This is a genomic window from Burkholderia sp. MSMB1588 (assembly GCF_001546925.1).
GTDB lineage: Bacteria > Pseudomonadota > Gammaproteobacteria > Burkholderiales > Burkholderiaceae > Burkholderia > Burkholderia humptydooensis.
Window position 1 is genome coordinate 1,636,614 of the sequence record NZ_LNJS01000001.1, and the last position, 21,032, is coordinate 1,657,645.

General features: G+C 68.1%; 15 protein-coding genes and 4 pseudogenes. 18 read left to right on the plus strand and 1 reads right to left on the minus strand.

The window, feature by feature from the left end; genetic code table 11:
- The first annotated feature begins 269 nt into the window (after window positions 1-269).
- From WS92_RS19305 to WS92_RS19330, 6 genes are all read left to right on the plus strand, one after another.
- Window positions 270-1,232 carry a sugar ABC transporter substrate-binding protein gene (locus WS92_RS19305; RefSeq protein ID WP_059934240.1) on the plus strand — a complete coding sequence of 321 codons (963 nt, stop codon included), beginning with the start codon at window positions 270-272 and terminating at the stop codon, window positions 1,230-1,232.
- Between the two features lie 141 nt (window positions 1,233-1,373).
- On the plus strand, window positions 1,374-2,963 hold the full coding sequence (locus tag WS92_RS19310; RefSeq protein ID WP_059934242.1) for a sugar ABC transporter ATP-binding protein: 1,590 nt from the start codon (window positions 1,374-1,376) through the stop codon (window positions 2,961-2,963).
- Window positions 2,964-3,048: 85 nt separating this feature from the next.
- Window positions 3,049-4,062 (plus strand): ABC transporter permease, encoded by a 1,014-nt coding sequence (locus WS92_RS19315; RefSeq protein ID WP_006026629.1) that lies wholly within the window; start codon window positions 3,049-3,051, stop codon window positions 4,060-4,062.
- Between the two features lie 29 nt (window positions 4,063-4,091).
- Entirely contained in the window at window positions 4,092-5,123 is a 1,032-nt protein-coding gene (locus tag WS92_RS19320) for a LacI family DNA-binding transcriptional regulator (protein WP_009912507.1), read from the plus strand.
- On the plus strand, window positions 5,120-6,094 hold the full coding sequence (rbsK, locus tag WS92_RS19325) for a ribokinase (protein ID WP_059934244.1): 975 nt from the start codon (window positions 5,120-5,122) through the stop codon (window positions 6,092-6,094). The genes WS92_RS19320 and rbsK overlap by 4 nt, the downstream gene beginning before the upstream one ends.
- Before the next feature lie 205 nt (window positions 6,095-6,299).
- Entirely contained in the window at window positions 6,300-8,159 is a 1,860-nt protein-coding gene (locus tag WS92_RS19330) for a methyl-accepting chemotaxis protein (RefSeq protein ID WP_059934246.1), read from the plus strand.
- A 30-nt stretch (window positions 8,160-8,189) separates the two neighbouring features.
- Here the strand turns inward: WS92_RS19330 and WS92_RS35905 are convergent, their stop codons facing one another.
- Window positions 8,190-8,498: a hypothetical protein gene (locus WS92_RS35905; protein WP_156443019.1), complete on the minus strand. Its 309-nt coding sequence runs from the start codon at window positions 8,496-8,498 to the stop codon at window positions 8,190-8,192.
- A gap of 337 nt (window positions 8,499-8,835) precedes the next feature.
- Here WS92_RS35905 and WS92_RS19340 point away from each other — a divergent pair, with 337 nt between their 5' ends.
- From WS92_RS19340 to WS92_RS19390, 12 genes and pseudogenes are all read left to right on the plus strand, one after another.
- Complete coding sequence (locus WS92_RS19340; RefSeq protein WP_006026634.1) at window positions 8,836-10,758, plus strand: PrkA family serine protein kinase; 1,923 nt, start codon at window positions 8,836-8,838, stop codon at window positions 10,756-10,758.
- A 123-nt stretch (window positions 10,759-10,881) separates the two neighbouring features.
- The gene (locus WS92_RS19345) at window positions 10,882-12,147 is read left to right on the plus strand and encodes a YeaH/YhbH family protein (RefSeq protein ID WP_006026635.1); all 1,266 of its coding nucleotides are present in this window, start codon (window positions 10,882-10,884) and stop codon (window positions 12,145-12,147) included.
- On the plus strand, window positions 12,147-13,835 hold the full coding sequence (locus WS92_RS19350) for a SpoVR family protein (protein ID WP_009912496.1): 1,689 nt from the start codon (window positions 12,147-12,149) through the stop codon (window positions 13,833-13,835). The genes WS92_RS19345 and WS92_RS19350 overlap by 1 nt, the downstream gene beginning before the upstream one ends.
- 346 nt (window positions 13,836-14,181) lie before the next feature.
- The gene (locus tag WS92_RS19355) at window positions 14,182-15,486 is read left to right on the plus strand and encodes an MFS family transporter (protein WP_006026638.1); all 1,305 of its coding nucleotides are present in this window, start codon (window positions 14,182-14,184) and stop codon (window positions 15,484-15,486) included.
- Between the two features lie 310 nt (window positions 15,487-15,796).
- Window positions 15,797-16,066, plus strand: a pseudogene (locus WS92_RS19360) (ABC transporter substrate-binding protein); the annotation flags it as partial.
- 299 nt (window positions 16,067-16,365) lie between these two features.
- Window positions 16,366-16,671 (plus strand): annotated as a pseudogene (locus WS92_RS19365) (transposase family protein); the annotation flags it as partial.
- 151 nt (window positions 16,672-16,822) lie between these two features.
- Window positions 16,823-17,017, plus strand: a pseudogene (locus WS92_RS36720) (ABC transporter permease); the annotation flags it as partial.
- A 294-nt stretch (window positions 17,018-17,311) separates the two neighbouring features.
- Entirely contained in the window at window positions 17,312-17,503 is a 192-nt protein-coding gene (locus WS92_RS19370) for a Flp family type IVb pilin (protein WP_015601974.1), read from the plus strand.
- A gap of 65 nt (window positions 17,504-17,568) precedes the next feature.
- Window positions 17,569-18,048, plus strand: a complete 480-nt coding sequence (locus WS92_RS19375) for an A24 family peptidase (RefSeq protein WP_006026642.1) — start codon at window positions 17,569-17,571, stop codon at window positions 18,046-18,048.
- Between the two features lie 12 nt (window positions 18,049-18,060).
- Window positions 18,061-19,073 (plus strand): annotated as a pseudogene (gene cpaB / locus WS92_RS19380) (Flp pilus assembly protein CpaB).
- A 32-nt stretch (window positions 19,074-19,105) separates the two neighbouring features.
- On the plus strand, window positions 19,106-20,569 hold the full coding sequence (locus tag WS92_RS19385) for a type II and III secretion system protein family protein (RefSeq protein WP_059934250.1): 1,464 nt from the start codon (window positions 19,106-19,108) through the stop codon (window positions 20,567-20,569).
- 33 nt (window positions 20,570-20,602) lie between these two features.
- Window positions 20,603-21,031, plus strand: coding sequence for a CpaD family pilus assembly lipoprotein (locus tag WS92_RS19390; protein ID WP_059934252.1), 429 nt, complete (start codon window positions 20,603-20,605; stop codon window positions 21,029-21,031).
- Window position 21,032 lies beyond the last annotated feature (1 nt).

Genomic DNA, 21,032 nt, shown 5'->3' on the forward strand with positions numbered 1-21,032 from the left:
CGGGTCGGCTCCGCACAAACCCTTAAATGCCCGAATCGGCGTTGCGTAATGCGAAGAAAAGGCTGACGATAGGCGCTCCCGATATCAAGAAAAAGGACCGGGATGCGCAGTTTGCGCGGCCGACCGTACGCAGGCAGTCTCTTCCGACGTATTCCCTTCGTGGCGCAGATGCTTGAAACGCTTTGTCGGTTTGGTCTGAGCAAACGTTTGCTCGTCGTGAAAACGACACTCGATCCGTCCGGGACCACAACCACTGCCAGGAGAGTCGCATGGATGTCAGCCTCCGCCGCCGCGTGCTAGCCGCCGCGGCCGTTTGCGTCGCCGTCGCCGCTGCCGGACCGTTCTCGGTCGCGCGCGCCGAGACCGCGCACAAGCCGAAGGTCGCCCTCGTGATGAAGTCGCTCGCCAACGAGTTCTTCCTCACGATGGAGAACGGCGCGAAGGAATACCAGAAACACAACGCGAGCCAGTTCGATCTCGTCACGAACGGCATCAAGGACGAAACGGACACCGCGAGCCAGATCCGCATCGTCGAGCAGATGATCGTGTCGAAGGTCGACGCGATCGTGCTCGCGCCCGCCGATTCGAAGGCGCTCGTGCCCGTCGTCAAGAAGGCCGTTGACGCGGGCATCGTCGTCGTCAACATCGACAACCGGCTCGATCCGGACGTGCTCAAGTCGAAGAGCCTGAACGTGCCGTTCGTCGGCCCGGACAACCGCAAGGGCGCGCGGATGGTCGGCGACCATCTTGCGAAGCGGCTGAAGGCGGGCGACCAGGTCGGCATCGTCGAGGGCGTGCCGACGACCACCAACGCGCAGCAGCGCACCGCGGGCTTCCAGGACGCGATGAAGGCGGCGGGCGCGAAGGTCGTGTCGGTGCAGTCGGGCGAATGGGAGATCGACAAGGGCAATGCGGTCGCGTCCGCGATGCTCAACGAATACCAGAACCTGAAGGCGCTCCTCTGCGGCAACGACAACATGGCGATCGGCGCCGTGTCCGCGGTGCGCGCGGCGGGCCGCCAGGGCAAGGTGTACGTCGTCGGCTACGACAACATCAACGCGATCAAGCCGATGCTCAAGGACGGCCGCGTGCTCGCGACCGCCGACCAGTACGCGGCGAAGCAGGCCGTGTTCGGCATCGACACGGCGCTCAAGGCGCTCGCCGAGCATCGTAAGCAGGCCGACATGACGGGGGTCGTCGCGACGCCCGTCGATCTCGTGACGAAGCCGTAATCCGGCGCGGCGGCGCGCGCCGCGCCGCTCAAGAACGCCGCGAGGCGGCCGATATCAGGTCAGAGCGTGACCGCGGCCACCTCGCGTCCACGTCCGCGCGGCTCGCGCGGATCGCGACGACCGTTTTTCACCAGGATCGCGATGGATTCGACCGACCCAGATTCGACGCCTGATACGCCGCCTACGTCGACTACGCCGACGCTCGTCGTGACCGGCATCGGCAAGACCTACGCCGAGCCCGTGCTCGCCGACGTGTCGCTCACGCTCCATCCGGGCGAGGCGCTCGCGCTGACGGGCGAGAACGGCGCGGGCAAGAGCACGCTGTCGAAGATCGTCGCCGGGCTCGTCGCGCCGACGACGGGCGCGATGCGGCTCGCGGGCGCCGCGTACGCGCCGCAAAGCCGCGCGCATGCGGAGGCGCTCGGCGTGCGGATGGTGATGCAGGAGCTCAACCTCGTGCCGACGCTCACCGTCGCCGAGAACCTGTTTCTCGACCGCCTGCCGCACCGGTTCGGCGTGATCGACCGCCGGCGGCTCGCGGCCGACGCGCGCACGGCGATGGCGCGCGTCGGGCTCGATTCGCTCGATCCCGACACGCCCGTCGGCGCGCTCGGGATCGGTCATCAGCAGATGGTCGAGATCGCGCGGAGCCTCGCGGGCGACTGCCGCGTGCTGATCCTCGACGAGCCGACCGCGATGCTGACCGCGCGCGAAGTCGAGCTGCTGTTCGACCAGATCGCGCGGCTGAAGGCCGACGGCGTCGCGCTCGTCTACATCTCGCACCGGCTCGAGGAGCTCGCGCGCGTCGCGCAGCGGGTGGCGGTGCTGCGCGACGGCCGGCTCGTGCATGTCGACCGGATCGACGCGCAGCCGGTCGAGCGGCTCGTCGCGCTGATGGCCGGGCGCGAGATCGCCGAGCAGGCGGTGCACGGCGCGCGCGCGCCGGGCGCGCCGCGCCTGAGGATCGAGCGGCTGTCGCGCGGCGACGCGGTGCGCGATGTGTCGTTCGACGTGCGCGCGGGCGAGATCTTCGGCATTTCCGGGCTGATCGGCGCGGGGCGCACCGAGCTGCTGCGGCTCATCTACGGCGCGGACGCGGCGGACGGCGGCGCCGTGTCGGTCGGCGATCCGCCGCGGCCCGCGGCGATCCGCTCGCCCGCCGACGCGGTGCGCCACGGCATCGCGCTCGTCAGCGAGGACCGCAAGGGCGAGGGGCTGCTGCTGCCGCAGTCGATCGCGGCGAACCTGTCGCTCGGGCAGCTTGCGCGCGTCGCGCGCGGCGGCGTCGTCGACGGCGAGCGGGAAAACGCGCTCGCCGCGCGGCGGATCGATACGCTGCGCATCCGCGCGCGCGGCCCCGCGCAGCCGGTGGCGGAGCTGTCGGGCGGCAATCAGCAGAAGGTCGCGATCGGCCGCTGGCTCGGCCGCGACATGGGCGTGCTGCTGTTCGACGAGCCGACGCGCGGGATCGACGTCGGCGCGAAGTTCGACATCTACGCGCTCCTCGACGCGCTCGCGCGCGAGGGCCGCGCGATCGTCGTCGTGTCGAGCGACCTGCGCGAGCTGATGCTGATCTGCGACCGGATCGGCGTAATGTCGGCGGGGCGGATGCACGCCGTGTTCGAGCGCGGCGCGTGGACGCAGGACGCGCTCCTCGCCGCCGCGTTCGCCGGCTACGCGCGCCGCGACGCGGCATTGCAGCCGCCCGGCGACGCGCGAAGCGCCGCGTAGCGGCCGCGCCCGACGCGGCTCCGAAGCCGCCGCGCGGCCCACTCCCTCATCCATAATCGAGACAGCAACACCCAGGATTTTCACGATGAACGACCGATCCATCGACCGACACGCCGATAGCCCGTCCGGGCAGGCGGCGGCCGTCACGGCGAAGCCGGCCGGCGTGCGGCTCGGCCTGTCGAACTATGTCGGGCTCGCGCTCGCGCTTCTCGCGCTGATCGCGCTCTTCTCGATGCTCAGCTCGCATTTCCTCACGTACGACACGTTCAGCACGATCGCGAATCAGATTCCCGATCTCGTCGTGCTGTCGGTCGGCATGACCTTCGTCCTCATCATCGCGGGAATCGACCTGTCGGTCGGCTCCGTGCTCGCGCTCGCGGCGTCGGTCGTGAGCGTCGCCGCGCTGCGCTGGCAGTGGCCGCCGCTGCCCGCCGCGCTCGCCGGCGTCGCGGCCGCCGCCGCGACGGGCACGCTCACGGGCGCGGTGACGGTCGGCTGGCGGATTCCGTCGTTCATCGTGTCGCTCGGCGTGCTCGAGGCGGCGCGCGGCGTCGCGTATCAATTGACGAATTCGCGCACCGCTTACATCGGCGACGCATTCGATTTCCTGTCGAACCCGATCGCGCTCGGCATCTCGCCCGCGTTCCTGATCGCGGTGGCGGTGATGGCCGTCGCCCAGTTCGTGCTCGCGCGCACGGTGTTCGGCCGCTATCTCGTCGGCATCGGCACGAACGAGGAAGCGGTGCGACTGGCCGGGGTTAACCCGAGGCCGTATAAAATCATCGTTTTCGCGCTGATGGGCGCGCTCGCGGGGCTCGCCGCGCTGTTCCAGATCTCCCGGCTCGAAGCCGCCGATCCGAACGCGGGCGCGGGCCTCGAGCTGCAGGTGATCGCGGCCGTCGTGATCGGCGGCACGAGCCTGATGGGCGGTCGCGGCTCGGTCGTCAGCACGTTCTTCGGCGTGTTGATCATCTCGGTGCTCGCGGCAGGGCTCGCGCAGATCGGCGCGAACGAACCGACCAAGCGCATCATCACCGGCGCCGTGATCGTCGTGGCCGTCGTGCTCGACACGTATCGCAGCCGGCGCGCGCGGGGATAGCAAAGAACAACGAACCAGAGAGAATCGGAATGGCGACGATCAAGGATGTGGCGGCCATCGCCGGCGTATCGTTCACGACGGTATCGCACGTGGTCAACAACTCGCGGCCCGTGTCGGCCGACGTGCGGGCCAAGGTCGAGCGGGCGATCCGCGAGCTCAACTACGTGCCGTCGGCCGTCGCGCGCTCGCTGAAGGCGCGCTCGACGGCCACCATCGGCCTCGTGGTGCCGAACAGCACGAACCCGTACTTCGCCGAGCTCGCGCGCGGCATCGAAGACCAGTGCGCGCTGTCCGGCTATTGCGTGTTCCTGTGCAACTCGGACGACGATCCCGAGAAGCAGCGCAACTACCTGCGCGTGCTGCAGGAAAAGCGCATCGACGGGCTCATCATCGCGTCGGCGGGCGACGACGCGGTGCTCGCGCAGTCGCTTGCCGACACGCGCGAGCCGCTCGTCGTCGTCGACCGGAACATCGAGGGGCTCGCGGCCGATCTCGTGCAGATCGACCACGAGCGCGGCGCGTATCTCGCCACGCGCCACCTGCTCGAACTCGGCCACGCGAAGATCGGCTGCATCACGGGCGCCGTGTCGACCGCGGTGAGCGCGATGCGCGTGCACGGCTTCATCCGCGCGATGGCCGAGCGCGGGATCGACATCGTGCCGGGCGCGATCGCCGAAAGCGACTTTTCGTGCATCGGCGGCTATCACGCGGCCGTGCGCCTCTTCGACACCGTGCGCCCGAGCGCGATCTTCGCAGGCAACGACCTGATGGGGCTCGGCGCGCTGCGCGCGGCCGCCGAGCGCGGCATTCGCGTGCCGTCGGACTGCTCGATCATCGGCTTCGACGACATCGAGCTGTCGCGCTACACGTATCCGGCGCTGTCGACGGTCGGCCAGTCGGTGCGCGCGCTGGGCGAGATGGCCGCGCAGACGCTGATCGAGCGGATCGGCTGCGGCGCGTCGGGCGCGCCGCAGCGCCGGCGCGTCGTATCGCCGCGCCTCGTGCTGCGCGAATCGACGACCGTCTACGTGGAGCCGGCCGACGCCGGATATCGAGGATGACGGCCGCCGTCGAACGCGCCGCCGGGCGGGCCGCGCCCGCGCGCGCCGGCAGGGTGATGGTGGTCGGCAGCCTCAACATGGACCTCGTCGTGCGCGCGCCGCGGCTGCCGCAGCCGGGCGAGACGCTCGCCGGCCGCTCGTTCGCGCAGGCGGCGGGCGGCAAGGGCGGCAACCAGGCGGTCGCGGCCGCGCGGCTCGGCGCGCAGGTCGCGATGCTCGGCCGGGTCGGCGCGGACGCGCACGGCGCCGCGCTGCGCGCGGGGCTCGTCGCCGAGGGGATCGACTGCGACGCGCTGTCGGTCAGCACGACGGCGACGACGGGCGTCGCGCTCATCGTCGTCGACGATGCGAGCCAGAACGCGATCGTGATCGTTGCCGGCAGCAACGGCGAGGTGACGCCCGAATCGATCGCCGAGCACGGCGCGGCGCTCGCCGCGGCCGACGTGCTGATCTGCCAGCTCGAGACGCCAGACGCCGCGGTCCGCGCGGCGCTCGCCGCCGGCCGCCGGCTCGGCAAGACGGTCGTGCTGAATCCGGCGCCCGCCGTCGGGCCGCTGCCCGCCGACTGGCTGCCGCTCGTCGACTATCTGATCCCGAACGAGATCGAGGCCGCCGCGCTGACCGGGCTGCCGGTGCGCGACCCGGCGGGCGCCGAGGCCGCCGCGCGCGCGCTCGCGGCGGCGGGCGCGCGCAACGTGATCGTCACGCTGGGCGGCCAGGGCGTGCTCGCGCTGACGGCGGACGGCGCCGCGCGCCATTACCCGGCGCCGCGCGTCGCGCCCGTCGACACGACGGCCGCGGGCGACACGTTCATCGGCGGCTTCGCCGCACGGCTCGCGGCGGGCGACGCGCCGCACGACGCAATCCGGTTCGCGCAGCGCGCGGCTGCGCTGTCGGTCACGCGCGCGGGCGCGCAGCCGTCGATTCCGACGCTCGCCGAGCTCGACGCGTTCGCGCCGGACCCGTCCTGACGCGCGCCACGCCGCACCGGGCTTCGTCAGGAAAAAGAAAGAAAAATGTCGAACCCGGTGGCCGTGGCGAACGGGATTTTCTTCACACGGACGCCCGCCCGGATCAAGTCTTCCTGTCGAAAGCCGTAAACCAGGCGTAGCCGAGCAAGCGTTTCGCCGTTGCGGGCCGCCGCCTTCGTCTTTGCGACGCATCACAGGAAGAACCATGCTGCTGAAGAACATCTCGATCAGGACGCGTCTCGCCGTCACGATGGCGCTCCTTTCCGTCCTGCTGTGCGTCGTCGGCGCACTGGGCCTCATCGGCATGAGTCAGGCCAACGACGCGAACGAGCAAACCTCGTCGAACCAGTTGCCGAGCGCGATCGACGTTGCGAGCGCCGAGTTGTTCGCCGCGCGCGAGCGCCTCGTGCTCGACCGCGCGGCGCTCCTCGCGGGCACGCCGGACGCCGCGCCGACGATCGAGCGCGCGCGCAACATGCGCGGAGTCTCCGATTCATGGTGGAAAAAGTACCTCGACTTGCCGCGCAACGGGGAGGAGGACCGCTTCGCGCAGGACGTCGCGTCGAAACGGCAGATCCTGCAGCGCGAGCTCGACGGGTTCGTCGAGCTCATCAACGCGAACGATCACGACAGGATCATCGTGTCCGCGAAGCGGATGCAGAGCGTGTTCAACGATTTCTCGCTCGCGAGCGAGGCGCTGCGCACGTTTCAGCTCAAGCAGGCGAGCCTCAATTTCAGCGCTGCGCAGAGCGTATATGCGGCGAGCCGGATCGCCAGCATCGTCGCGCTCGTGCTCGGCCTCGCGATCTCGCTCTATTGCTTCCTGAGCCTGCGCGCGGCGATCGCGCGGCCGCTCGCCGACGCGCTCGGCCACTTCGACGCGATCGCCGCGGGCGAGCTGCGCCGCCCGATCGTCGTCGCGCGGCGCGACGAGATGGGGCTGCTGCTCGAAGGGCTCGCGAAGATGCAGGCGAGCCTCGCCAACACCGTGCGCTCGGTGCGCGTCGGCAGCGAGTCGATCGCGACGGCGGCGAGGCAGATCGCGGCGGGCAACGTCGATCTGTCCTCGCGCACCGAGCAGCAGGCGGCGGCGCTCGAAGAGACGGCGTCGAGCATGGAGGAGCTGACGGGCACGGTGCGGCGCAACGCGGACAACGCGCGGCAGGCGAGCGCGCTTGCCGCGAGCGCGTCGGAGATCGCGAACAAGGGCAATGCGGTCGTCGGCCAGGTCGTCGGCACGATGGGCGACATCAACCAGAGCTCCGCGAAGATCGCCGACATCATCACGATCATCGAGGGGATCGCGTTCCAGACCAACATTCTCGCGCTGAACGCAGCCGTCGAGGCGGCGCGCGCGGGCGAGGAGGGGCGCGGCTTCGCGGTCGTCGCGGGCGAGGTGCGCAGCCTCGCGCAGCGCTCGTCGACGGCCGCCAAGGAGATCAAGGAGCTGATCGATACGTCGGTCGAGCGCGTGCGCGCGGGCTCGACGCTCGTCGACGACGCAGGCCGCACGATGAGCGAGGTGATCGGCGCGGTGCAACGCGTGACCGACATCATGGGCGAGATCGCGGCGGCGTCGGACGAGCAGAGCACCGGCATCGACCAGGTGTCGCGCGCCGTGTCGCAGATGGACGAAGTCACGCAGCAGAACGCGGCGCTCGTCGAGGAGGCCGCGGCGGCCGCGCAATCGCTCGACGAGCAGGCCGCGCGGCTGCGCGCGACCGTCTCGGTGTTCCGCGTCGAAGACGGCGATGCGCGCGATGACGCGCCGCATGCACCGGCGCGGGCAGCGGCCGGCGTCGCGCACGTCGCGCACAGGGCGGCGGTGAGCGCGGCTGCGCCGGCGCGTGCCGCCGCGTCTTCCGGCGCGCCGGCCGTGGCGGCGGCGCACGCGGCGCTCAAGCTCGCGTCGTCCGCACCGTCCGCACCGTCCGCTTCGGCCGCGAAGGCTGCGCCCGCGCCCACGGCCGCGGCGGCGGCCAAGCCGAAACCCGCGCCTGCGCCGCGCGCCGCGCCGGTTGCCGCGGCGTCCGCCGCGAGCGACGGCGATTGGGAGACCTTCTGACATGAACGGGAAAACGTATCGGACACCGATCTATCCCCAATTTGATTGAACGACGACGCCCGCCACCAGCGGGCGTTTTCGCATCGCGACCGGCCGCTCGCGGATTCGTCGCGCGAAACGCAGCAGGCGTTGCGCGATGCGCGAGGAGGTCGGCATCGTTATCTCGATATTCGGCGCTAAGAAGCGTCGCGATGTCCGCCGATTCGCGATGTCGCCCACGCGCACGTCGCCTACGCGCATGTCGCCTACGCGCGTCCACCGCGCGCAATCGTCCGCATCGACGTCACGGGCATCACGCTGTTGCGCGCACCGCAAAAAAATTTGTAACGGCGCGTTCACGCTGTCGTCGCAATCGGCGTGTCGTGCGTGTATGGAAAGAAGCGGTGGAAAGAAGCGGGGAGGGGTTCGGCGAGCGCCGGAACGTCAACGGACGAGACGATTCGCTGCCTGAATGGAGAGCGCCGATGCAGTGTTGGTGCGAAGCGGGAGAACCATTCTAGGGCAGCGGAAAGTGCTTTCCAAGCAGCGTTTTCCGCAATGTTGAAAACCGCTGCGAGGCCGTTGAAGTAGTTCGTGAAAAAAAAAGTAAATGGGTTTAGGATGAAATCGAACGGTCCTGCTTCGACACGATCTATACGAAGGCAAGATCGTCTTCAGACTCAGGCGAGGAGGTAGCATGGATATTTATAGCAGCTTCGCGAACCGCTTCGAAAAAACGCGAGAGGAAGAGTTCTCGCTGGAGGAGTATCTCGCGCTCTGCAAGAACGATCCATCGGCGTACGCCGCTGCCGGCGAACGCATGCTGGCGGCCATCGGGGAGCCGGAACAGATCGACACGCGCAACGATCCGCGCTTGTCGCGGATTTTCGCGAACAAGGTCATCAAGGTGTACCCTGCGTTCCGCGAATTCTATGGCATGGAAGAGGTGATCGAGCAGGTGGTCGCCTATTTCCGCCACGCGGCGCAGGGGCTCGAGGAGAAGAAGCAGATTCTCTACCTGCTCGGTCCGGTGGGCGGCGGCAAGTCGTCGATCGCCGAGCGCCTGAAGCAACTGATGGAGCGCGTGCCGTTCTACGCGCTCAAGGGCTCGCCCGTCAACGAATCGCCGCTCGGCCTGTTCGACTACGACGAAGACGGCCCGATCCTCGAAGAGCAATACGGCATTCCGCGCCGCTACCTGAAGAGCATCCTGAGTCCGTGGGCGGTCAAGCGCCTGCACGAATACAACGGCGACATCCGGCGCTTTCGCGTCGTGCGTCGCTATCCGTCCATCCTGCGGCAGGTCGGCATCGCGAAGACCGAGCCCGGCGACGAGAACAATCAGGACATCTCGTCGCTCGTCGGCAAGGTCGACATCCGCAAGCTCGAGCAATACGCGCAGGACGACGCCGACGCATACAGCTACTCGGGCGGCTTGTGCCTCGCGAACCAGGGCCTGCTCGAGTTCGTCGAAATGTTCAAGGCGCCGATCAAGGTGCTGCACCCGCTCCTCACCGCGACTCAGGAAGGCAACTTCAAGGGCACGGAAGGCTTCGGCGCGATCCCGTTCGACGGCATCATCCTCGCGCACTCGAACGAGTCCGAATGGAAGGCGTTCCGCAACAACCGCAACAACGAGGCGCTGCTCGACCGGATCTTCGTGGTCAAGGTGCCATACTGCCTGCGCGTGTCGGAGGAGATCAAGATCTACGAGAAGCTGATCCGCAACTCGTCGCTCGCCGAGGCCGTGTGCGCGCCCGGCACGCTGAAGATGATGGCGCAGCTCTCGGTGCTCACGCGCCTGCACGAGCCGGAGAACTCGAGCCTCTTTTCGAAGATGCAGGTGTATGACGGCGAGAATCTGAAGGACACCGATCCGAAGGCGAAGTCGTACCAGGAGTATCGCGATTACGCGGGCGTCGACGAAGGGATGACGGGCGTGTCCACGCGCTTCGCGTTCAAGATCCTGTCGCGCGTGTTCAACTTCGATTCGACGGAAGTCGCGGCGAACCCGGTGCACCTGATGTACGTGCTCGAGCAGCAGATCGAGCGCGAGCAGTTCCCGCCGGAAACCGAGCAGAAATATCTGTCGTTCGTGAAGGACCTGCTCGCGTCGCGCTACGCGGAGTTCATCGGCAAGGAGATCCAGACGGCGTACCTCGAATCGTATTCGGAATACGGCCAGAACATCTTCGACCGCTATGTCACGTACGCGGACTTCTGGATCCAGGATCAGGAATTCCGCGATCACGACACGGGCGAGAGCTTCGACCGCGCGGCGCTCAACGCGGAGCTCGAGAAGATCGAGAAGCCGGCGGGCATCAGCAATCCGAAGGATTTCCGCAACGAGATCGTGAATTTCGTGCTGCGCGCGCGGGCGGCGAACGGCGGCAAGAACCCGGCGTGGGTCAGCTACGAGAAGCTGCGCGTCGTGATCGAAAAGAAGATGTTCTCGAACACGGAGGAATTGTTGCCGGTCATTTCGTTCAACGCGAAGGGCTCGGCGGAGGAACAGCGCAAGCACGAAGACTTTGTGAACCGGATGGTCGCGAAGGGCTATACGCCCAAGCAGGTGCGGCTCCTGTGCGACTGGTATCTGCGCGTGCGCAAGTCGTCATGACGCGCGCAACGCGACGCCCGCGCGGCCGCGCGCGGGCACCTTGAGAGACGCCGCCCGCATTGCGGCAGCCCCGCGTGCGCGGCGTGCGTCCCGGCGTATCGACATTCGAGCGGGAGACCGGGCGTGCTTCATCAAATCATCGACCGCAGACTGGCCGGCAAGAACAAGAGCATTGCAAACCGCGAGCGCTTCCTGCGCCGCGTCAAGAACTACATTCGTCGTGCAGTGTCCGACGCGGTGCGCGATCGCAGCATCAAGGACATCCAGGGCACGCAGAGCATCACGATTCCCCGCAAGGACATCGCGGAGCCGACGTTCCGGCACGGGCCGGGCGGCAAGCGCGAGCTCGTGCATCCGGGCAACGCCGATTACGTGCGCGGCGACAAGATCCCGCGTCCGCCCGGCGGCGCCGGAGGCGGCGGCAGCCAGGCGAGCAACGAAGGCGAAGGTCAGGACGACTTCGTGTTCGAGTTGTCCCGCGAGGAATTCATGCAGTACTTCTTCGACGATCTCGAACTGCCGCGCCTCGTCAAGACCCACCTGCTGACCGTGCCGAGCTGGAAGAGCGTTCGCGCGGGCTGGGCGGCGGAGGGCACGCCGAACAACATCGACGTCGTGCGCTCGCTGAGAAGCGCGCTCGGCCGCCGCATCGCGCTCGGCTCGCCGCTCGTCAACGAGCTGCACGAGCTCGAGGAGAAACTCGCCGCGCTGAAGGAGGAGCCGGGCGATCACCGCGTCGAGATCGCGCAGCTCGAGGATGCGATCCATCATCTGAAGGGCCGCATCTGGCGCATCCCGTTCATCGATCCGTTCGACCTGCGCTACGTGAATCGCGTGAAGATGCCGCAGCCGTCGAGCCAGGCGGTGATGTTCTGCCTGATGGACGTGTCGGGCTCGATGGACGAGCAGCGCAAGGATCTCGCGAAGCGCTTCTTCATCCTGCTGTACCTGTTCCTGAAGCGCAACTACGAGCGGATCGAAGTCGTGTTCATCCGTCATCACACGCGCGCGGAGGAAGTCGACGAGGACACGTTCTTCCATTCGACCGAAAGCGGCGGCACGGTCGTATCGAGCGCGCTCGAGCTGATGCGCAAGGTGATGGAGGAGCGCTATTCGCCGACCGAATGGAACATCTACGGCGCGCAGGCGTCGGACGGCGACAACTGGACCGACGATTCGCCGAAGTGCCGCAAGATCCTCGACGAGGACATCCTGACGAAGGTGCGCTACTTCGCGTACATCCAGGTGACGCCCGAGGAGCAGAACCTGTGGCTCGAATACGCGCAACTGGCGTTGTCGCAGCCGCATCTCGCGATGAAGAAAGTGGAATCGGCGGCCGACATTTATCCCGTGTTCCGGGAGCTCTTTGAAAAGCACGTGGAAACCTGATGACGACACGCCACTTGCACAACGAAGCGCGCGGCTACGAGCCGCGGCGCAAGAGCGACGAAGCGTCGGGACGCGCCGCGCGCGAGCGCGGCGCATCGCCCGAAGCGGCGGCGCAGCACCCAGAGGCAGAGGCGCCCGCGAGCGGGCTCAAGGAAGCGCGTATGAACGTTGCCGACCGCAAACCGTTGCCGTGCCCGTCCGACTGGACCTTCGAGCTGATCGAGGAGTACGACACCCACATCTCGCAGGTCGCGGAGCAGTACGAGCTCGACATCTACCCGATCCAGCTCGAGCTGATCAGCGCCGAGCAGATGATGGACGCGTATGCGTCGGTCGGGATGCCCGTCAACTACCGTCACTGGTCGTTCGGCAAGCACTTCCTCTCGACCGAGAAGAGCTACCGCCGCGGGCAGATGGGGCTCGCGTACGAGATCGTCATCAATTCGAACCCGTGCATCGCGTATCTGATGGAAGAGAACACGATGACGATGCAGGCGCTCGTCATCGCGCACGCGGCATACGGGCACAACTCGTTCTTCAAGGGCAACTACCTGTTCCGCCTGTGGACCGACGCGCACGCGATCATCGATTATCTCGTCTACGCGAAGAACTACGTCGCCGAATGCGAGGAGCGCTACGGGCTCGACCGCGTCGAGGAACTGCTCGACTCGTGCCACGCGCTGATGAATTACGGCGTGGACCGCTACAAGCGGCCGCAGAAGCCGTCGCTTGCGAAGGAATCCGAGCTCAGGCGCGAGCGTGAGGCGTATCTGCAGTCGCAGGTCAACGAGCTGTGGCGCACGCTGCCCGCGAAGAAGCCCGAGTTCGCCGACGAGGAGCAGGAAGGCCGCTTTCCGTCCGAGCCGCAGGAAAACCTGCTGTACTTCGCGGAGAAGAACGCGCCGTTCCTCGAGCCGTGGGAGCGCGAGGTGATCCGGATCGTGCGCAAGATCGGCCAGTACTTCTATCCGCAGCGGCAGACGCAGGTGATGAACGAAGGCTGGGCGACGTTCTGGCATTACACGCTGCTCAACACGATGTACAACCAAGGCAAGCTCGCGGACGGCTTCATGATGGAGTTCCTCCATTCGCACAGCAACGTGATCTACCAGCCGCCCGTGACGAAGCCGTACTACAGCGGAATCAATCCGTACGCGCTCGGCTTTTCGATGATGAGCGACATTCGCCGGATCTGCGAGGCGCCGACCGACGAGGACTACGCGTGGTTCCCCGAGCTCGCGGGCAGCCCGTGGCTGCCCGCGCTCCACTATGCGATGCGCAACTTCAAGGACGAGAGCTTCATCGCGCAGTATCTGTCGCCGCATCTGATCCGCGAGATGCGCCTGTTCTCGGTGCTCGACGACGACATGCGCGACGCGCTCGAAGTGTCGGCGATCCACGACGAATCCGGCTACCAGTACGTGCGGCAGGCGCTGTCGCGGCAGTACGACATCCATCACCGCGAGCCGAACATTCAGGTGTGGTCGGTCAATACGCGCGGCGACCGCAGCCTCACGCTGCGTCACTTCATGACCGACAACCGCCATCTGTCGAACGACAGCGACGAGGTGCTCAAGCACATGGCGCGGCTCTGGCAGTTCGACGTGTTCCTCGAGAGCGTCGACGAGACGGGGACGGTCCGCAAGCGCTACGAGTGCCGCTACTCGGCGCCCGAAATACGGCTCTGACGGCGGCGGGGCGAGTCGCAGCGATCGCGGCAGTCGCCTGGTGCCGAAGTCGACGGCGCCCATGCCGATGCGCTCGGCGTCGCGAGCGTCGTCCGTGGTCCGCCGCCGCTTGCGCGGCGCGCCGCCTTGCACGAAACGCGAGCCCTCGGGCTCGCGTTTTCATTGGATGACCGGTCGAGCGGAAATTATTTTTCGACATCGGGGCGTTCCCGGGCATCCAGAGACATTACATTTCGCTAAAATCGCCGCCACGCCAAGGTGGAACCGGTATCACCGCGCGCGTTGAACAAGAAGGCGGCAACTGTCACCGCCAGCCATCCAGAGAACTTCAAGGAACAGACCATCCATGAATGACCAGACCGCCTTCGCCGCCGTCGCGCGGCAAGACGTACGGCGCCGCGTGCTTGCGATCGTCGGCGCATCGTCGGGCAACCTCGTCGAGTGGTTCGACTTCTACATCTACTCGTTCTGCGCGCTGTACTTCGCGCCGGCATTCTTCCCGAGCGGCAACACGACGACGCAATTGCTCAACACGGCGGGCGTGTTCGCCGCCGGCTTCCTGATGCGGCCGATCGGCGGCTGGCTGTTCGGCCGCATCGCCGACAAGCACGGCCGCCGCACCGCGATGATGATCTCGGTGCTGATGATGTGCGGCGGCTCGCTCGTGATCGCGGTGCTGCCGACGTACGCGCAGATCGGCGCGCTCGCGCCGTTGCTGCTGCTCGTCGCGCGGCTGTTCCAGGGCCTGTCGGTGGGCGGCGAGTATGGCACGAGCGCGACGTACATGAGCGAGGTCGCGCTGGAGGGCCGTCGCGGCTTCTTCGCGTCGTTCCAGTACGTGACGTTGATCGGCGGCCAGCTCTGCGCGCTCCTCGTGCTCGTGATCCTGCAGCAGACGCTCTCGAGCGCGGAGCTGAAGGCATGGGGCTGGCGGATTCCGTTCGTCGTCGGCGCGGCGGCCGCGCTGGTCTCGCTGTATCTGCGCAAGTCGCTCGACGAGACGTCGACAAGCGAATCGCGCAAGGCGAAGGACGCCGGCACGATCCGCGGCGTGTGGCAGCACAAGGGCGCGTTCCTGACAGTCGTCGGCTTCACGGCCGGCGGCTCGCTGATCTTCTACACGTTCACGACGTACATGCAGAAGTACCTCGTCAACACGGCCGGCATGCACGCGAAGACGGCGAGCAACGTGATGACGGCCGCGCTCTTCGTCTACATGCTGATGCAGCCGGTGTTCGGCGCGCTGTCGGACAAGATCGGCCGACGGATGTCGATGATCCTGTTCGGCACGGGCGCCGTGATCGGCACGGTGCCGCTGATGCATGCGCTCGGCGGCGCGACGAGCCCGTTCGCGGCGTTCGGCCTCATCGTCGTCGCGCTCGCGATCGTGAGCTTCTACACGTCGATCAGCGGCCTCATCAAGGCCGAGATGTTTCCGCCCGAGGTGCGCGCGATGGGCGTCGGCCTGTCGTATGCGGTCGCGAACGCGATCTTCGGCGGCTCGGCCGAATATGTCGCGCTGTGGTTCAAGTCGGTCGGCAGCGAATCGAGCTTCTACTGGTACGTGACCGCGCTGTGCGCGATCTCGCTCGTCGTGTCGTGGCGGATGCGCGATCCGAGCAAGGACGGCTACCTGCGCAACGAGCCCTGAGCGCGGCCTGGCCGCGCGGCGGGCGGCGTCTGGTTCGGCGCGCGCCGCGCGATGCCGGTCGGGCGCGGCGGGACGCCCGCGCCGCATGATGCAGAACGGCGTTTCGCGTGATCCGCGAAGCGCCGTTTTTTCCTGGCGCGCGCCGTTATCGCCGCGGCCGACAAGCGTAGCGGATTTGCTTCGTTGACCTGCGCGCGCGCGCCCCTAGATTCGCTGTCTCGACGCAATTCATGGAGTCGTCATGACACGCGCATCGTCTTTCGGGCGACGCTCGCTCGCGGCCGCGCTGGCAGCCGCGCTCTCCGCCGCATCGTTCGTCGCCGCGCTGGGGCAGGCGGCGCGCTATGTGCAGGCGAACCCGGAAGGCGCGGTCGACGCGTATCTGCGCGTGAACCGCTCGAAGGCCGATCGCGCGCTGCTGCTGAAGATCGTCAAGAATCCGCAGGTGCAGTTCAGGATCGCGCCGCAGAATACGTTTGCGCTCGCGACGTTCATGCATCGCGTCGGCGCGATCCGCCACGAGCCGAAGACCTGGCGCGATTATTTCTTCGACGATCCCGCGACTGCGCAGGGCAGTTGATGCGCGCGCCGTCCCGTTTCGCGAGGCGGGCCGCGTTCGGCACGGGAGTCGCCCCGACATCGACGCGGCATCGACGTGCCGTCAATGCGGCGCGCACGATATCGATATCGAAAATGCTTCGTTGTGCACAGCGGCGACGAGTCTTAATCTGAATCCGTAGTTCGTGTGACACCTCCTTGACTGGGATTCTCGCCCGCTCTCGCAGCGGGCTTTTTTTTGGTTCATCGCAGAAAACCGTGGAGCCTTGTAGGGCGATTGCGTAACCTGACGCCTGACTTTATGGAGGTCAGGAGGAAGAATTGCTCGATCGCAAGGCACTTCAGGCACTGGGTTGCTGGACAGGCTATCGGCTGGAGCGGGTGGAGTGGCCGCAGGGCGATAGCCGCACGCTGTCGCTGTACTTGAGGCCGGTCAGCAAGGTGATGTACTGCGAGCAATGCGCAGCGCATTGCCAGCAGATTCATGAAACGACGGTGCGGCGGGGGCGCGATCTGCCGCTGTTCGAGTATCGGGTGGTACTGCATGTCCCCCGTCGCCGGGTCTGGTGCAAACGCTGTGGCAGGCCGAGGCTGGAGAAGCTTGACTGGCTGGGCCGCTACCAGCGAGCGGCGGTGCTCGCGCGCCTGCGCGGTATGCACCGCCTGCGCGACGCGCAGTGGCTGCGCAAGACATCGATCGCGCTCGCGCTGATCGCCGCATGGGAAATCGCCGCGCGCGCGATCGACAACGATCTGCTGTTGCCGCTCGCGTTGCTGTGAGCTCGCGTTCGGCGCGAGCGCGGGCGGCGGCGGGCTCGGCTGGTACATCTTCCAGAACCGCAACGAGTTCTACACGGATCGCGTGTTCGCCGGCCTGGCCGCGGTGATCGTGATCGGGCTCGTCGTCGAGCACGGCGTGTTCGACGCGCTTGAACGCGCAACCGTCAGGCGCTGGGGCGTGCACGCGCAGTAAAGCGATCAGCCGAATCCCGCCATTCATTCCGGATACCGAATGATCAACCGCGGATCATCCGCCGTTCGCCCGCGCGTTTCTTCATTCGATTGAGCGGGCAACGGTGAAACCTGACGGGTGCATTTCGCCTTGCCTTCGAGGCTTTCATCGGATCCCAAAGCAAATTGAGGGAACGAGGGTTAGTCCCACTGTGGAACGTTTGCGTCGCGCCCGTTAAGCGGTACGGAAAGTCAAGCTTTCCAGCGTCGTGCCCACGGCGCTTCGATCATGCAGCCGTTCTTTCAGGAGACTCTCATGCTGCGTTTCATTCAATCGCTTTTGCGCGACGAGCGCGGGGTCAGCGCACTCGAATATTCAGTGCTGGCCGGCATCGTGGTGGTGGCAGTCGCTGCGGCAGGTGCCATCTTCGGCGGCAATTCCGGCTTGCCGAACCTGTTCCAGAACATGATCACCAAGGTGACGAGCGTACAAACCAACGGCCATTGACGACGAACCGGCCGGCGCCGCTCGCCGTGGCGCGCCGGCCGCGTTCCCCGATTTCGCGAACGCCCATGATTCTCTCGCTCAAGCTCGTCGCCAGTTGGACGCTCGCGTCGCTCGCGCTCGCCGATCTGCGCGCGCGGCGGCTCGCGACGTTCGCGGTCGCGATCGTCGGCGCGCTGTATGGCGCGCTGGCGCTCGCGGGCGCGCCGGGCGACGGCGGCTTCGCCGCGCATGCGGCGCTCGGTGTGGCCGCGTTCGCGCTCGGCGCGGCGATGTTCCGCATCGGCTGGATCGCTGGCGGCGACGTCAAGCTCGCGGCCGTGGTGTTTCTGTGGGCAGGTCCCGCGCATGCGGGGCCGGTCGCGTTCGCGATCGGCGTCGGCGGTCTCGCCGTCGGCGCCGTCTGCATCGCGGCCGCGCGCGCGCCGCGCGCGCTCGCGTGGTTCGCGCCGGCGCGCGGCGTCCCGTACGGGGTCGCGCTCGCGGCGGGCGGCCTTTTCGCCGTGTGGGCGCCGGCCGCTTGCCGGCTGCCCGCATGTCTTGGATGACAGGCGGCCGACATGTCCCATTTTCTCAAGCTCGCCGGCCTGATGCTCGTCGCGGTGGTCGGCGCGTTCCTGTTTCGCGCGCTATATGTGGCGGCGTCGCAGCCGCGCCCGGCCGCGCCGCCGCAACAGGTGCGCGTGCGCGTCGCGGCCGCCGATCTGCCGGCGGGCCTGCTGCTGCGCGACGCCGATCTCGGCTGGAAGACGATGGCGCGCGGCGACGCGCCCGCCGGCGCGTTGATCGAAGGCGATGTGCGCAGCGACGCCAAGACCGCGAACGTGGCCATCGACGCGAGCGTCGCCGCAGCCGGCGATCTGAAGGGCGACCTGCTGCGCCATCCGGTGCGCGCGGGCGCGCCGCTCGGCCCGGCCGACGTGATCCTGCCGAGCGCGCCCGGCTTTCTCGCGGCCGCGCTCAAGCCCGGCATGCGTGCGATCTCGGTCGCGATCGACGACGTATCCGGCAATGCCGGCCTCATTGAGCCGGGCGACTACGTCGACGTGCTGCTCACGCAGCAGCTCGCCGCGCCGGGCGGTGCGCCGGCCGACCCGGAGCGCGCGGTCGAATCGGAGACGATCGCCGCGCGCGTGCGCGTGCTCGCGGTCGGCTCCGCGTTCCAGCGGCCGAAGGAGGACGCCGCGCAGCCGAACACGCGCGCGCGCACGGTGACGTTCGAGGTGAGCTCGCACGATGCGCAGGTGATCACGGTCGGCGCGCATCTGGGCGCGCTGTCGCTCGCGCTGCGCAGCTTCGCGACGAGCGATCGCGGCGCGGGCGGCGTGGCGTTTGCGGAGCCGCCCGCGCCGCCGGTATGGGCGGGCGACGTGTCGCGCGCGCTGCGCGCGGAGGCGCCGCGCGTGCGGGGGCCGAGCGGCGCGTGATCGTCTATCACGGCTCGAAGCAGGACGACGCGGCGGGCGCGGGCGCCGGCGCGCCGCTGCCGGGCGGCGTGCCGCCGATTCCGACGCTGCCGCCGTTGCCGGGAGCGGCGACGGCGCCGGCCGGCGGCGCGCGGCCGGCGGCGTGACGGATGGCGATCGATCAGGAGGACGAGTCGAAATGGGGAGCGTGATTGGCGCGATCGGCGTGCGGCAAGCGGCGTCGGCATCGGCATCGCCGCACGCGGTGCGCTCGCGCGCGCGTGCAAGCGGGCGGCGCGCGGCGGCGGCCGCGCTGGGGTGGCTCGCGGTTGCGCTGAGCGTGATGACGGTCGTGCCGCGGCTCGCGCGTGCGGCCGAGCCCGCGCCGGTGCTCGCCGTGCCCGCCGGCGGCGGCGAGATGGTGAAGCTGCCGGAGCCCGCGGTCGCGGTGTTCGTCGCGGACCCGGACGTCGCCGACGTGCACGTGCCGACGCCGCAGGCCGTGTTCGTGCTCGGCAAGAAAGCCGGCACGACGACGCTGTTCGCGCTCGGCGCGAACAACCGGACGATTCTGCGCGAGACCGTCGTCGTCGACGTCGACACGCCGTCGCTGCAGCGCATCCTCGACGCGCGCTTCCCGCAACTGCATCTGACGCTCGCGGGCGCGCCGGGCTCGCTGATGGTGAGCGGGCGCGTGCCGAGCGCCGCGGACGCGGACGCCGTCGCGCAGACGCTCAAGCCTTACCTGCGCCAGCAGGAATCGCTCGTCAACCGGCTCACGCTCGCGCGGCCGATCCAGGTGCATCTGCGCGTGCGCATCACCGAGGTCGACCGCAACATCACGCAGCAGCTCGGCATCAACTGGAGCGCGCTCGGCGCGAGCGGCAATTTCGTCGGCGGGCTGTTCAACGGGCGCACGCTGTTCGATACGGCGTCGAAGGCGTTCGATCTGTCGCCGTCGGGCGCGTTCTCGGTGCTGGGCGGCTTTCACACGTCGCGCTACTCGATCGACGGCGTGCTCGACGCGCTCGATCAGGAGGGCCTCATCACGATGCTCGCCGAGCCGAACCTCACCGCGATCTCCGGCCAGACCGCGAGCTTTCTCGCGGGCGGCGAGTTTCCGATTCCGGTCGCGCAGGACACGACGGGCGCGATCACGATCCAGTTCAAGCCTTACGGCGTGTCGCTCGATTTCACGCCGACCGTGCTCGCCGACAACCGGATCAGCCTCAAGGTGCGCCCGGAGGTGAGCGAGATCGATCCCACCAACAGCGTGACGACGGGCAGCATCAAGGTGCCGGCGCTGACGGTGCGGCGCGTCGACACGACGGTCGAGCTGTCGAGCGGGCAGAGCTTCGCGATCGGCGGCCTCCTGCAGAGCAAGAGCAGCGACGTGCTCGCCGAGCTGCCGGGGCTCGCGCGGCTGCCCGTGCTCGGCAAGCTGTTCTCGTCGCGCAATTACCTGAACGACAAGACCGAGGTCGTCGTGATCGTCACGCCGTACATCGTGCAGCCGGCGAATCCGGGCGAGCTGCACGACGCGCTCGACGACGTCACGCGCCCGAGCAGCGACATCGAGTTCGTGCTGCAGCGCTCGCTCGGCATCGATCCGCTCGGCGGCGATGCGCCGCGGCTCGCGGGTCCGGCGGGCTTCGTCTACTGACGACGGAAGGCAAGAGGAACACGGAGGCATGCGATGGCGATTCGATTGGAACACACGCTGCGCCGGCACGCGTCGCGCGCGGTGGCCGCGTGCGCGTGGACGGCGCTCGCCGCGCTCGCCGCGCTCGGCGGCTGCATGGCCGGCCATCCGCCGTACGGGATGCCCGATGCGTCGGTGATCGGCTACGACGCGCGCACGGGGCTCGCGCGCGCACCCGACTGCGCGGCGCTCGAGCAGCGCTCGCAGATGATCGACGCGGGCCGCGCGCGGCCCGGCGTGAGCTTCGGCTGCGCGACCTACGGCAACCTCGCGGCGATGCTCGCGCGGCCCGCCGATCTCGTCGCGCCGCTGCCTTACGCGGGCGCGGACGCGGCGCTCGGCGCGAGCGCGGTGCGCCGTTACGACGAGGGCCGCACGACGCCGCTCAACCCGACGTCGACGACGACGTCCGTCACGCATTAGC